Genomic DNA, 13,590 nt, shown 5'->3' on the forward strand with positions numbered 1-13,590 from the left:
CCGGATCAGCTCACCAGTGTGTGCCGGGGACCAGGCGGGCGGCGCGGCGGAGGGCGGTGCCGGTGACGCGGATGGCGGGTGGGACAGGGCGTCGGCGGCGCTGGGGGGTGACTATCTCGACGTCGGTGGTTTCCGGTGCGGTGACTGTTTCGCCCTTGGCGGCGGGGGAGTCCGGGATGGCGCGGTAATAGCGGTGCAGGACACGTTCTTTGATACCGGGGGCCACGAGGTTGCCGTATTCGGCGAGGGTGCCGAGGGGGATGTCGATGCGGCGGGGGCGTTCGCTGAGGGCGCGGACGATGAGGGCGGCGGCCCATTCGGGGGATTGGGCGGGGGCGCCCTGGTCGCCGCTGGGGGTGATCATGGGGGTGCTCACCAGGGGCATGTGGATGGTGGTGAAAGTGATGTTGTCGGCGCGCATTTCGGCCGCCGTCACCTCGGCGAACTTGTCCAGCGCCGCCTTGCTGGCCAGATACGCCGCGAACCGCGGCGTCGCCACCTGCACACCGGCGCTCGAAATGTTCACGATGTGGCCGGATTTGCGTTCGCGCATCTGGGGGAGCAGGGCGAGGGTCATGCGGACCGCGCCGAAGTAGTTGACCGCCATGGTGCGTTCGAAGTCGTGCATGCGGTCGGTGGAGCGGTGCACGGCGCGGCGAATGGAGCGACCGGCATTGTTGACCAGCATGTTGACATGGCCGTGCTCGGCGAGGAGGAGGGTGACGGCCTGCTCGACGGAATCGGCGTCGGTGACGTCGCACTGATAGCCGTGCGCGTTCCCGCCCCGATCCTTGATCTCGTCGACCACGGCGGCCAGTTCGTCCCCGCGCCGCGCCAGCAGCAGCACCACCGCGCCCTTCTCGGCCGCGGCAATGGCCGCCGAACGCCCGATCCCGGAGGAGGCGCCGGTAATGACCACGTGCTTGCCGGTCAGATCGCGGCGGGCGCGCCGACGGGCGCGGTAGCCGTCACCGGCGGAGGTATCGGACATCGCTGCTCCCTTGCAGATCGAAGTGCTTCGAACTTACTTTATAGTAAGTTCTCGCGCCACCGATTGTGAGCAGCACGATTCGGGCCGGTGGGGAAGTCCGGCCCGAATCCGGGGACGGGGTTCAGGCGACCGCGCCGATGAAGGCGCCGATGGCCGCGCCGACCGCGCAACCGACAATCGCTCCGACCAGGAAGAACCAGATCCCGATCACGATGCCGATGAGGCAGCCGATCACCGCGCCGGCGACGATGGCGCCGCCGTCGGAGTGCACGGTGTAGACGAAGGGCAGGTCCTGGGCGCTGGTGGCTTCGGGCGCCGGGCCGCCGACCGGGGTGAGGGTCAGCGACGTGTCACTGGTGAGTGTCGGTGTGACGGCGAAGGTTTGGCCGGTTTCCATGCGCAGTGTGGTGGGAATGACATCCACCACCGCGCCATTGGCGGCTATGACCTGGACGCCGTCGGGGGCGAGTACGAATGTGCCGGAGTCCAAGGTGATGACGGCACTGGAGTGATCGGCGGCGAGAGCTGCCGTGAATCCGACCGGTCCGGCGAGCTGGGCCTCGCCGTGTGCGGTTGCCATGGAGATTCCGGTGGCCGCGATGGCGATGACAGCTGTCGCCAGCAGCTTCCTGATAAACATGATTTCTTTCCATCCGCTCGGGTTTCCTTTGACGTTCCCCCGACGAACGGCACCGGATGTAGTACTCATCCTCCACTTGCGCCACATTTACTGTCCAGTGAAAAAAGCAGCTCAGTGCGGTGTTTTCCAAGTTGCAACCTAGATCAGCGGGCAATTTCCCACCCTCTGTAGAGACCAGTCGGTATCGAATGTATGTTCGATACACCGAGTGGTAGGCGCAGCGAAGGAGGGTGCCGTGGGCTGGGACAACGGTCTGCCGTCATGGTCGGAGATGGAGCGTGTGCTCTCCGGCCGTCCGGTCCCGGTCCGGCCCATGATCGACGGCGACGGCGGCGACAGTCCGGCCTGGTCGCGGAAGCGGGAGAAGTACGAGGCGGGTGCGACGGCCCGGCCCGAGGGGCCGGTGGTGCCCTACGCGGAGCTGCACACGCACTCCGCCTACAGCTTTCTGGACGGGGCGAGCCAGCCCGAGGAGCTGGTCGAGGAGGCGGTGCGGCTCGGGCTCGAAGCGCTCGCGCTCACCGATCACGACGGGTTCTACGGCGTGGTGCGATTCGCGGAGGCGGCCCGGGAGTGGGGGATGCCGACCATCTTCGGCGCGGAACTCTCCCTCGGCACGGCCGCTCGACCCGGAGCCCATCTGCGGCCGCGTGGTCGGCGGCCCCGCGGAGCCACGGGTGCGGGGGCGACGGTCGCGGCGCGGCCGGACTCCGATGCGGCCGGTCGCGGCGGTGCGGCCGACCTGATGGGCGAATTCGGTTCGGAGGTGGTCGATTCCGCGCCGCGCACCGGTGCACCGGATCCGGTGGGGCCGCATCTGCTGATCCTCGCGCGCGGTCAGGAGGGATATCGGCGGCTGTCGCGGGAGATGGCGGCGGCGCATATGGCGGCGGGGGAGAAGGGGATTCTGCGCTACGACCTGGACCGGCTCACCGCGGCGGCGGGCGGGCACTGGCAGGTGCTCACCGGATGCCGGAAAGGGCATGTGCGGCAGGCGCTCACGCAGAGCTACGCGGCCGCCGAGGCAGCTCTGCGGGAGCTGGTGGAGCGATTCGGGCGCGAGCACGTGAGCGTGGAGCTCACCCACCACGGGATTCCCGAGGACGATGAGCGCAACGCACGGCTGGTCGCACTGGCCGATCGGGTGGGATTGCCGGTAGTCGCCACCACCGGAGCGCATTTCGCGGCCCCGCCGCAGCGGCGGCGCGCCATGGCGCTGGCCGCCGTGCGGGCGCGGTCGAGTCTGGACGAAATGGCCGGATGGCTCGCGCCCACCGGTGGCGCGCATCTGCGATCCGGGTCGGAGGTGGCGCGATTGTTCGCGCAGTGCCCGGGTGCGGTGGCGAATGCCGTTGCGCTGGCGCGGGAATGCGCATTCGATCTGCGGTTGATCGCGCCGCGGCTGCCGCCGTTCGACGTACCGGAGGGGCACGACGAGAACCCGTGGCTGCGGGAGCTCACCTTCGAGGGCGCGGCGCGGCGGTACGGGCCGCGGGCCGGGAACGCGAAGGCGTACCGGCAGCTCGAGCACGAACTGGCGGTGATCGAGCAGCTCGGGTTCCCGGGCTACTTCCTGGTGGTGCACGACATCGTCAGCTTCTGCCGGGACAACGACATCCTGTGCCAGGGCAGGGGTTCGGCGGCCAACTCGGCCGTCTGCTTCGCCATCGGCATCACCAATGTGGATCCGGTCGCGAACAAGCTGCTGTTCGAGCGGTTCCTGTCGCCGGAGCGGGACGGGCCGCCCGATATCGACGTGGATATCGAATCCGATCGGCGCGAAGAGGCGATTCAGCACGTCTACGCCAAATACGGGCGGGAGTACGCGGCGCAGGTGGCCAATGTGATCACCTATCGCGGGCGCTCGGCGGTGCGGGATGCGGCCAAGGCACTCGGCTTTTCGCCGGGGCAGCAGGACGCGTGGAGCAAACAGGTGAGCCGCTGGACCGGGGTGTCGCAGGAGGAGCACACCGACATCCCGGTGGACGTACTCGGCCTGGCCGGTGAATTGGAGGGCCTGCCACGGCATTTGGGCATTCACTCCGGCGGCATGGTGATCTGTGACCGGCCCATTGCCGATGTGTGCCCCACCGAATGGGCGCGCATGGCCGATCGCAGCGTCCTGCAATGGGACAAGGACGACTGTGCCGCAGCGGGTTTGGTGAAATTCGATCTGCTCGGCCTCGGTATGCTCTCGGCGCTGCACTACATGATCGATCTGGTGCGCGAGCACAAGGGCGAGACCGTCGAACTGCACGCGCTGGATCTCACCGAGGCCGCCGTCTACGACATGCTGTGCCGTGCCGACTCGGTGGGCGTCTTCCAGGTGGAGTCGCGCGCCCAGATGGCGACGCTGCCGCGCCTGAAGCCGCGCAATTTCCACGATCTGGTGGTCGAGGTCGCGCTGATCCGCCCCGGCCCCATTCAGTGCGGCTCGGTGCACCCCTATATTCGCCGCCGCAACAAACAGGAGAAGGCCGTCGCCGATCACCCGGCGCTGGAGAACGCCCTGGCGCGCACCCTGGGCATTCCGCTGTTCCAGGAACAGCTCATGCAAATGGCCATCGACGTCGCCGGATTCACCCCCGCCGAGGCCGACGAACTGCGCCGGGCCATGGGCTCCAAACGTTCCACCGAGAAGATGGAACGCCTGCGCGCCCGCTTCTACCAGGGCATGTCCGATCTGCACGGCATTACCGGCGAGCTCGCCGACCGCATCTACGAGAAGGTGCACGCCTTCGCGAATCTCGGCTTCCCGGAAAGCCATTCGCAGAGCTTCGCCTCGCTGGTGTTCTACTCCTCGTGGTTCGAGCTGCACCATCCGGCGGCCTTCTGCGCGGGCCTGCTGCGGGCCCAGCCGATGGGCTTCTACTCCCCGCAATCGCTGGTCGCCGATGCCCGCAGGCACGGGGTCGCGGTGCACGGCCCGGATATCAATCACAGCCTGGCCGAGGCGACGCTGGAGCAGCGCGGGATGGAGATCCGGCTCGGCCTGGCCGCGGTCCGCGGCATTGGAATCGATCTGGCCGAACAGATCGTCGCCGCCCGTGAATCCGGCCCCTACCGTTCGTTCCTGGATCTCACCGGCCGCGTGGAGTTGACTGTCCCACAGGCGGAATCGCTGGCCACGGCGGGTGCGCTCGGCAGTCTCGGCATTACCCGCCGCCAAGCGCTCTGGGCGGCCGGGGCCGCCGCGGGCGAACGCCCCGACCGCATTCCCGGCACTGGCGCGGTCACCGAAGCCCCGGCCCTGCCCGGTATGAGCGCGCTGGAACTTGCCGCCGCCGACGTGTGGGCCACCGGCGTCTCGCCCACCAGCTATCCGACCGAATTCCTGCGCGACCGCCTCGACGCCCTCGGCGTGGTCCCCGCCCGCCATCTGCTCGATATCCGGGACGGCACAAGGGTGCTCGTCGGTGGCGCGGTCACCCATCGCCAGCGCCCCGCCACCGCGGGCGGCGTCACCTTCCTCAATCTCGAGGACGAAACAGGCATGGTCAATGTCGTCTGCTCGGTCGGTCTGTGGGCGCGTTACCGCCGCCTCGCCCAATCCGCCCCCGCGCTGCTGATCCGTGGTCGCGTGCAGAACGCCGAGGGCGCGGTCACCATTGTCGCCGAGCACCTGCAGCGCATGGATCTGCGCATCGAAGGTCGCTCCCGCGACTTCCGCTGAGATGCGGACGGCCGCCCCGGCATTGCCGGGACGGCCACTCGAATCGGTACGCGCTCAGCGCTCTTCGGCGAAGAAGGCGCGAATGTCGGCGACCAGCAGATCGGGCTGCTCGAGCGCGATATAGGCGCCGCCCGAGCGGAATTCGGTCCAGCGGGCCACAGTGGTGTCGCGGTCGGCGAACCGGCGAACCGTGACATCACCGGCGGCGACCACGAACGCGGTCGGCACGCTCACCCGCGGCTTGGGCGCCCAGGCGGTCGGGTCGTGCGCCAGGTCGTTGTAGCTCTGTGCGATGGAACCCGAAGTGCCGGTGAACCATTGGACGCTCACATCGGTGAGCATCCGATCCTTGGCGATCGCGTCCTCGGGCAGCTCGGCCGCCGGATCGCTCCACTCCTTGAACTTCTCCACCACCCAGGCCAGCAGCCCGATCGGCGAATCGTTGAGGCCGTGCGCAATGGTCTGCGGCCGGGTGGACATCATGATGTTGAAGCCCATGCCGTCCCGCATGAACGTATCGATGGTCGCCGTCCGCTGCTGCTCGGCCTCGGTCAGCCCGTCGAGGTTCTCGTCCGGGAAGGCGACATAGGCGTTGACGTGCAACCCGATCATCCGCTCCGGCACCTGGCGGCCCAGTTCGATGGACAGATTCGCGCCGCCACCGCCGCCGTGCGCGCCGAAGCGCTCGTAACCCAACCGGGTCATCAGCTCGGCGAACGCCGCCGCGGTGCGCGGCACGGTCCAGCCGGTCTCGGCCAGCGGGGCCGAGAAACCGAATCCGGGCATGAACGGGACGACCAGGTGGAAGTCGCGCGACAGCGGTTCGATCACCTCGAGCAGGCCCATGGCGCTACCCGGATTGTCGTGCAGGAGCAGCAGGGCCTTCGCATCCTCCCGCTCGCTGCGGATGTGCTTGAAGTGGATGCGCTGCCCGTCGATCTCGGTGGTAAACTGCGGCCACCGATTGAGCTCGGCTTCGGCCTTGCGCCAATCGAATTCACCGGCCCAGTACTCGGCCAGCCCGCGCAGATAGTCCACCGGAACGCCGCGCCCCCGGTTGGCCCCGGGCAGTGCGGGCGTCCAGCGCGCCTTGGCCAGTCGATCCCGCAGGTCGTCCACGTCGGTCTGGGGAATGTCGACTCGGAAGGTCTGGAAGGTCATGGCCATCTCATTGGAACGGAATGCTTTGTTCTGTTCCGGATTAGCAGAATGATTCATTCCGTTTCAACCCCTGGGGGAGAATCGACGAATGCCGACCGTGGTGCGAGCGACGATCAAGCCGAACAGCAAGAAGGGTCCCCTCGTCGAGACCCTCGACGACGGGACCCTCCAGCTCTACGTTCGCGCCCCGGCCGTCGAAGGCAAAGCCAACAAGGCCGCCATCGAACTCCTCGCCGCGCACTACGGCGTCGCGAAGACCTCGGTCCGCCTCACCGTCGGCGCCACCTCCCGCTTCAAACGCTTCGAGATCGGCGACTGACCCGGGCCGACGGCCGGTCTGCGGAATCCACCGGCCGAGGCGGAGATTCGAGTGGCGCCGGAATCACCCCACCGCGGCCGGGACTCGATCGGTGGCGGGGGCTCGGTCCGCGGCGGGTGCGGTCTCCTCACCGGGTGCGGTCTCGGTTCCGGCCGGGGCCGAGGCGAGGGTGGACCCCGCGGTGGCCAGGACGACCAGTGCAATGCCCGCCCATTGGCCGACTTCCAGCGCTTCGCCGAGCAGCAGCAGTCCGGCGGCGGCCGCGATGGCGGGCTCGACGCTCATCATCACCCCGAAGGTGGACGTCGGCATGCGGCGCAGCGCTTCGAGTTCGGCGGCGTGCGGCACCAGCGAGGCGAGGACGGCCACGGTCAGAGCGCCCAGTGGAATCCAGGCATTCGATAGGATTGCCCCCGCATCGGCCAGCACCACGGGCAGGGCGAGCAATCCGCCGAAACCCATGGCGAGCGCGAGCCCGTCGCTGCCCGAGGTGCGTTGTCCCAGTATCGAACTGCACGCAATGTAGCTGCCCCAGCCGATCCCGGCCGCCACCGCGAAGCCCACGCCCGTCCACGACACCGGCCCGCCGGTGCGCATGAGCAGGAGGACACCGCCCGCGGCCAGCGCCACCCAGAGCGCGTCCAGCCGCCGCGAGGTCAGCAGCGCCACGGTGAGCGGCCCCAGGAATTCGATGGTCACGGCCATGCCCAGCGGAATGCGGTCGATCGCCGCGTAGAAGCAGAGATTCATGCCCGCGATGGCCGCGCCGAATCCGGCGATGGCCGGTAGCGCGCGCCGTTCGATGCGCAGCGACGGCCGCCACAGCAGGAGTGCGATGGCCCCGGCGAAGACCAGTCGCGTACAGGCCGCGGTTACCGATCCCGCCATCTCCAGTAGCTGTTTGGCCAGCACTGATCCGAGCTGAATGCTGACCATCGCTCCGAGTACGAGGGTGGGGGCGGGTGCGGCGTCGATGAGTCGCCGCACGCCCGCCCATGCTCCGGCGCCCGGGATATCGACCGAGGTGTCGGCCACGGGTATTGCTCCGTTCCGGCGGCACGTCGAAATCGCCGGACGTTTGCGCCCGACGTCGTGCTGCCCTATGAAATGTGGTGAACTACAGGTGGATTGGTGGATTCGAATGAAGTCGGCAGGTATCGCCTGCGCGTCCGGGACGGATCATTCGATGCCGTCGTCGGCCATCACCGACTGATGAGGGTGTGTAGGAAGGGATTTCGCGGTACGGAGCGCGGTCTTCGACACTCCGCGGGCTCGCGACCCGCAGCGGAACCGTATCTCACGAATAAAAGCTAGGCCCGCTAAGTAACCATGCGATAACCGTAACATGACCGAATGCCGTTCAGCGCATGGCGATTACGAAATCACAACACCCACGCCGATGACCGGAGGGTTCAGAACGCGAGTTCGTCCCATGGGACGTGGATCGGGAAGGGCCAGTCGAACTCGACGCCGCCGGCATCGGCAGGTGTCCACTCGCCCGCGACGATGTAGTTGACCGGGCGCAGCGGGCGGACACCCTCTGCGAGGTGACCGGGTTCGATTTCGAGTGCGAAGGCGCGAACCACGGCGATCGCACTGCGGCTCGGGTCCAGGAGAACCTCCCAGTACCAGGGAATTCCAGCGCTCGCGTAGCGGGCCTTCTTCGCCTCTATATCGGACTGCTTGTTCGACGGGGACATCACTTCGCCCACCAGAAACGTGTCGGCAGCACGGACGTCCTGGTAGGGCTTTTCGAGACACCGATGGACGAGGAAATCGGGTGTGAGGAAGTTGGATTTTCCGCTGGCGCCGAGAAAGATATTCGTCTCGAGGTTCGTGCGCCAGCAGCGGTCCGGATCTGCTGAGATGGCTTTGCGCATGCAACGCTCGATGGCGGCCCACAAACGTGCCGTGAAGATCTGATGTTCGCTGGGTCCGCGTCGCAGCCACACCGCCCGCCCGTCCCAGAGCTCGATCTGCTCGGCGATCTCTTCGGGAAGCTGCTCGAGCTCCTCCCAAGTCATGTACTTGGGGAGGTCCGGCTGCTCGATCTGTGGAATGGACACGTCATCAGGGTATTTCGCCATGGCCCGCAGCCTCCTGTCTTCGCGCAGAGCGGACGGCTTCGTCCGTATTGTCCTACACCGCGCCCGGGAATCCCTGCTGCCGCCAGGCTTCGTAGACGGCGACGGCGGCGGCATTGGAGAGGTTCATGGAGCGGCGGCCGGGGAGCATGGGGATACGGAGCTGGGTGGTGATGCGGGGGTCGGCGAGGACGTGGTCGGGGAGGCCGGTGGGTTCGGGGCCGAAGAGGAGGACGTCGCCGGATCGGTAGGCGATGTCCGTATTGCGGGGGGTGGCGGCGGAGGTGAAGGCGAAAACGCGGCCGGGTTCGATGGCATCCCAGGCGGCCGCGAGGTTTTCGTGCACCGTCACGGAGGCGAGGTCGTGGTAGTCCAGGCCGGCGCGGCGGAGTTTGGGCTCGGATAGGTCGAAGCCGAGGGGCTCGATCAGGTGTAGGTGGCAGCCGGTGCCCGCGGCAAGGCGGATGGCATTACCGGTATTGGGCGGGATGCGTGGTTCGAAGAACACCAAATGGAACACGCGGATCAGCATCGCAGAACATGGGGACCGTTCTGTTCGTGACCCGGTGGTCGGCACGTCGCGATCGGCGTATCCGGTTAAGCTCGCGGGGTGAGTGCCCATGCCGCCCCCGAGGATCGCAGCAGCCGCGCCGGTGCTTTCGTGCGGGATAATCTGCCGATCATTCTGATCGCGCTGGTGATGATCGTTGCCGTGGTCTTCCTGGCCTGGGATCGCTGGAGGCGCGGGACCTATATCTTCGGCGGCGCGACGCTGCTGGCGGCGGCCTTCCGGATGTTGCTGCCGACCGAGAAGGTGGGCGTGCTGGCGGTGCGCAGCAAGGGCTTCGATGTGGCGTGGCTGACCGCCTTGGGTGCGACGATCATCGCGCTGGCGGTGACCATCAGCCCGCTGGGGATCACGTAGAGGTGGGTCGGTCCGGGGCTGGGTGAGCCCCGGGTGTTCGGACTTCGGGCTGGTTAGACTTTGGTCATGCGGCGGCCGAGCTCACGGCGCAGGATCTCCTGCGACGGGAGCCGGTGTAACACGCGGAGGATATCGGGGCGAAGCTCGAGCTGCTCCTCCTCGGAGAGCAGATCGACGAGATCACGAAGATCCATGTCATCGAAGGCTGCCGTCATGCTGGATAACATTAGCGGCACGGCGGCCGGATTGGATCGCGATCCGATCACGGTTACCGACGTGTCACCCGCCTGAAACCGGCAGCGCCTCAGCGTAATTCGCGCGAAACGGGCGCGACTCGAATTAGCGCTCGCGGGCCGCGCGTGCCAGCTCCATGGTCTCCACCATGAGCTTGCCGATCGCCTCGGTCTCGGTGAGGAATCCGTCGTGGCCGTCGCGCGAACGCACGATCTCCAGTCCGCGACAGCCGGGCAGCAGATCGGCCAGTTCCTGCTGCGTGCGCAGCGGGTACAGCCGATCGGAGTCCACGCCGCCCACGACGCACGGCACCGGGGTGGCCGCCAGCGCCGCCTCGACCTCGCCGCGCCCGCGCCCCACGTCGTGGCGGTTCATGGCCTCCGACAGCAGCACGTAGGTGGCCGGATCGAACCGCGCGATGAGCTTGTCGGCCTGATACTCCAGATAGCTCTGCACCGCGTACCGCCCACCGGCCCAAGGGTTTTCGGTGCCCTGGGCGTGGTTCTCGAAGCGATGGTCGAGCTCGAACTCGGTGCGGTAGGTCAGATGCGCGATGCGCCGCGCCAGGCTCATACCGGTCATGGGCGCGCGCCCGCTGCCGTGATAGTTCCCGCCCTGCCAGTCCGGATCGGAGGTGATGGCGGCGATCTGCGTGGTCTGGGTGCCGATCTGATCGGCGGTGGCGCGCGCGCCGACGGCCAGCACCAGCGCGGAACCCACCCGCTCCGGATGCCCGACCATCCACTCCAGCACCCGCATACCGCCCATGGACCCGCCCACCACGCCGGCCAGCCGGTCGATGCCGAGCAGATCGAACAGCCGCACCTCGGCGGTCACCTGATCGCGAATGGAGATTTCGGGAAACCGCGCGCCCCAGGGCTTTCCGTCCGCCGCCAGGGAGGCGGGCCCGGTGCTGCCCTTGCAGCCGCCGAGCACATTGGTGGCGATGACACACCATTCGCCGGTATCGATGGCCGCGCCGGGTCCGACAATGCCGTCCCACCAGCCGGGCTGGGCGTGATGCACATCGGCCGGGCCGACCACGTGCGAATCGCCGGTCAGCGCATGCTCGACCAGAATCACGTTGTCGGCGTTCGCGGAAAGTTCGCCCCACCGTTGCACGGCCAGCGTCACGTCCGGAATGACGGCGCCGTTCTCCAGCCGGAGATCCCCGATGGCAAGGCTGGCGAGCGTGCCGTCCGACGGCGGAAGCAGTGCCTCCGCCGTCTCGCGCGCCGTGCTCGATTCGATGTTCACGATCACCGTGCCGCCGCCGTCAGTCCGGCGCGCAGATCCGCCAGGATGTCCGCGATCCCCTCGATGCCCACGGCCAAACGCACCAGACCAGGCGTGACGCCCGAAGCGAGCTGCTCGTCGGGAGTCAGCTGGGAATGGTTCGTCGACGCCGGATGGATCACGAGCGAGCGCACATCCCCGATGTTAGCGACATGGCTGTGCAGTACCAGCGCCTCAACGAACTTCTTGCCCGCATCCACGCCACCGGCCAGCTCGAAGGAGACAATCGCGCCCACGCCCTTGGGAGCCAGTTGTTTGCCACGCTCGAACCAGGGTGAGCTCGGCAGGCCCGCGTAGAACACCTTGTCCACACCCGGCTGCGCGGTCAGGAACTCCGCCACCGCCTGGGCATTGGCCACGTGCCGCTCCACCCGCAGGCTCAGCGTCTCGATGCCCTGGCTGATCAGGAAGGCGTTGAACGGCGAGACCGCCGACCCCAGATCGCGCAGCAGCTGCACGCGCGCCTTGAGCGCGAACGCCGGTGCGCCGAGATCGGCGAAGACCACGCCGTTGTAGGACGGGTCCGGGGTGGTGAACCCCGGGAACCGCGGCTGCCCCTCGGCATCGCGCACGGTCCAGTCGAAGGCGCCGCCGTCCACGATCACACCGGCGACCGCCGAACCGTGCCCGCCCAGGTACTTGGTGGCCGAGTGCACCACGATGTCCGCGCCGTGCCGCAGTGGCTGGATCAGGTACGGGGTGGCCACGGTGTTGTCCACGATCAACGGCACCCCGGCCGCGTGCGCGACCTCGGCAATGCCCGGGATATCCAGAATCGAACTGCTCGGATTCGCGACCGTCTCGCCGTAGAACGCCTTGGTATTCGGCCGGACGGCCGCCTGCCACTGCTCGAGATCGTCCGGATCCTCCACGAAACTCACCTCGATGCCCAGCTTGGGCAGCGAGTAGTGGAAGAGGTTGTAGGTCCCGCCGTACAGATGCGGGCTCGACACGATGTGGTCGCCCGCCTCGGCCAGATTCAAGATCGCGAAGGTCTCCGCGGCCTGTCCGGAGGCCACCAGCAGCGCCGCCACACCGCCCTCCAGGGCGGCGATGCGCTGCTCCACCACGTCCTGGGTGGGATTCATGATGCGGGTGTAGATATTGCCCGGTTCGGCGAGCCCGAACAGCGCGGCGGCGTGGTCGGTATCGCGGAAGGCATAGGAAGTCGTCTGATAGATCGGCAGCGCGCGGGCCCCGGTGGCGGTGTCGGGGGCCTGCCCGGCGTGGATCTGCTTGGTGTCGAAAGACCAGTCGGCCGGATCAACCGGGGCGGCCGCGGGCGCGGTCGAGTCACTCATGTCCTGCTCCAAGAAAAAGGTCGCCGAAAGGCGGAAGTCTGACGCTATCGAGAAACGAACAGGGTTCGACAACAACACATTTCGGGTGGCCTCCTACGTTGCGCTTGCGCTCGACCATCGAGCGCCCGGTCCTCACCCGGAGCACCCCACCGCAGCTGGAGGGTTGCCGATCAGCGAGCCGGGGCTTATCGCTGATGCTCTTGACCTGAGGGGGATTCTAACGGCCGGAGTCGGAACTTCCCGCAGTGGGGCCGGACACATTCGGAACGGCGCACACCCGGACGAATTCGGTGTAGGCGGTATTCATGTGATTCACGCAGTGCTCGGCAATGGCGTTCAGATCATTGCCGTCGAGCAGCTGCCGCAGGCCGTCCTCCTTGCCGGAATGGCAGATGACCTGCCAAATCGACAGCACCAGCTGCACAGCGAGGGCATCGGGTTCGGTCTCCAGGCGGTCGGCCAGCGCTTGGGCCAGGGCGGCCCGCTCGAAGTTGACGTACTCGAAACTGCGGGCCCGCACGGTCGGGTTGTCCAGCATGAGCCGCTGCATCTGCTTGAACTGATCGAAGGAGATGGGCTCGCCGTCGGTGAGGATGCTGTCGATCACCGCGAGGAAGCTGGCGCGTAGCGCTTCCAGCTCATTGCCGGTGCGCGGCTGGTCGGCGAGAAATGCGGCCTGCGCGCCGTCGAAGTCCTCGATGAGGCCCAGGACGATGGCCTCCTTCGAATCGAAGTACCGGTTCACGGTGCGTGGGGACACATCGGCCGCATCGGCGATCTGTTCCACGGTGGTGGCGTCGAAGCCCTGCCGGTCGCACAGCGTCAGGGCGACCTCGATGATCCGCGATCGGGTCAGCTGCTTCTTGCGCTCCCGAAGTCCGGTCCGGGTGGTCGTCGACAAACCGAGCATCGGTCCAGTCTATCGGCGGGGTGGCGAATAGCGCCGCAATACGACAACTGTCGCAC

13 protein-coding genes and 1 riboswitch are annotated in these 13,590 nt (G+C 67.5%); of the genes, 3 read left to right on the plus strand and 10 right to left on the minus strand.

Annotated features, from left to right (window positions below):
* Positions 1-10: 10 nt before the first annotated feature.
* On the minus strand, positions 11-991 hold the full coding sequence (locus NC4_RS27640) for an SDR family NAD(P)-dependent oxidoreductase (protein ID WP_067544000.1): 981 nt from the start codon (positions 989-991) through the stop codon (positions 11-13).
* A 121-nt stretch (positions 992-1,112) separates the two neighbouring features.
* Positions 1,113-1,631: a DUF8020 domain-containing protein gene (locus NC4_RS27645; RefSeq protein ID WP_067544002.1), complete on the minus strand. Its 519-nt coding sequence runs from the start codon at positions 1,629-1,631 to the stop codon at positions 1,113-1,115.
* 235 nt (positions 1,632-1,866) lie between these two features.
* On the opposite strand from NC4_RS27645, the gene NC4_RS27650 reads away from it, so the two are divergent.
* Positions 1,867-5,304 (plus strand): error-prone DNA polymerase, encoded by a 3,438-nt coding sequence (locus tag NC4_RS27650; protein WP_067544004.1) that lies wholly within the window; start codon positions 1,867-1,869, stop codon positions 5,302-5,304.
* Positions 5,305-5,358: 54 nt separating this feature from the next.
* Here NC4_RS27650 and NC4_RS27655 read toward each other — a convergent pair whose 3' ends face one another.
* Positions 5,359-6,465: an epoxide hydrolase family protein gene (locus NC4_RS27655; protein ID WP_245721962.1), complete on the minus strand. Its 1,107-nt coding sequence runs from the start codon at positions 6,463-6,465 to the stop codon at positions 5,359-5,361.
* 88 nt (positions 6,466-6,553) lie between these two features.
* Between NC4_RS27655 and NC4_RS27660 the strand changes: the two genes are divergently transcribed.
* Entirely contained in the window at positions 6,554-6,784 is a 231-nt protein-coding gene (locus tag NC4_RS27660) for a DUF167 domain-containing protein (RefSeq protein WP_067544006.1), read from the plus strand.
* Positions 6,785-6,847: 63 nt separating this feature from the next.
* Here the strand turns inward: NC4_RS27660 and NC4_RS27665 are convergent, their stop codons facing one another.
* The 3 genes from NC4_RS27665 to NC4_RS27675 all read right to left on the minus strand — a co-directional run bounded on the left by NC4_RS27665 (position 6,848) and on the right by NC4_RS27675 (position 9,400).
* Positions 6,848-7,819, minus strand: a complete 972-nt coding sequence (locus NC4_RS27665; protein WP_067544008.1) for an EamA family transporter — start codon at positions 7,817-7,819, stop codon at positions 6,848-6,850.
* A gap of 377 nt (positions 7,820-8,196) precedes the next feature.
* Positions 8,197-8,808: a Uma2 family endonuclease gene (locus tag NC4_RS27670; RefSeq protein ID WP_067544220.1), complete on the minus strand. Its 612-nt coding sequence runs from the start codon at positions 8,806-8,808 to the stop codon at positions 8,197-8,199.
* Between the two features lie 115 nt (positions 8,809-8,923).
* Positions 8,924-9,400 (minus strand): tRNA (cytidine(34)-2'-O)-methyltransferase, encoded by a 477-nt coding sequence (locus NC4_RS27675; RefSeq protein ID WP_439957561.1) that lies wholly within the window; start codon positions 9,398-9,400, stop codon positions 8,924-8,926.
* Between the two features lie 78 nt (positions 9,401-9,478).
* Between NC4_RS27675 and NC4_RS27680 the strand changes: the two genes are divergently transcribed.
* Complete coding sequence (locus tag NC4_RS27680) at positions 9,479-9,793, plus strand: DUF3017 domain-containing protein (RefSeq protein WP_084529839.1); 315 nt, start codon at positions 9,479-9,481, stop codon at positions 9,791-9,793.
* A gap of 53 nt (positions 9,794-9,846) precedes the next feature.
* Here the strand turns inward: NC4_RS27680 and NC4_RS41180 are convergent, their stop codons facing one another.
* From NC4_RS41180 to NC4_RS27695, 4 genes are all read right to left on the minus strand, one after another.
* A complete protein-coding gene (locus tag NC4_RS41180; protein ID WP_169814883.1) occupies positions 9,847-10,008 on the minus strand; it encodes a hypothetical protein in 162 nt (53 codons plus the stop codon).
* A 124-nt stretch (positions 10,009-10,132) separates the two neighbouring features.
* Positions 10,133-11,242, minus strand: a complete 1,110-nt coding sequence (metX, locus tag NC4_RS27685) for a homoserine O-acetyltransferase MetX (protein WP_067544226.1) — start codon at positions 11,240-11,242, stop codon at positions 10,133-10,135.
* A gap of 44 nt (positions 11,243-11,286) precedes the next feature.
* Positions 11,287-12,624, minus strand: coding sequence for a bifunctional o-acetylhomoserine/o-acetylserine sulfhydrylase (locus NC4_RS27690; RefSeq protein WP_067544228.1), 1,338 nt, complete (start codon positions 12,622-12,624; stop codon positions 11,287-11,289).
* Positions 12,625-12,719: 95 nt separating this feature from the next.
* Positions 12,720-12,830, minus strand: a riboswitch (SAM riboswitch).
* Positions 12,831-12,841: 11 nt separating this feature from the next.
* Positions 12,842-13,534, minus strand: coding sequence for a TetR/AcrR family transcriptional regulator (locus NC4_RS27695; RefSeq protein ID WP_067544010.1), 693 nt, complete (start codon positions 13,532-13,534; stop codon positions 12,842-12,844).
* Between the last annotated feature and the right edge of the window lie 56 nt (positions 13,535-13,590).

Origin of the sequence: Nocardia crassostreae, from assembly GCF_001613405.1 — a bacterium.
GTDB lineage: Bacteria > Actinomycetota > Actinomycetes > Mycobacteriales > Mycobacteriaceae > Nocardia > Nocardia crassostreae.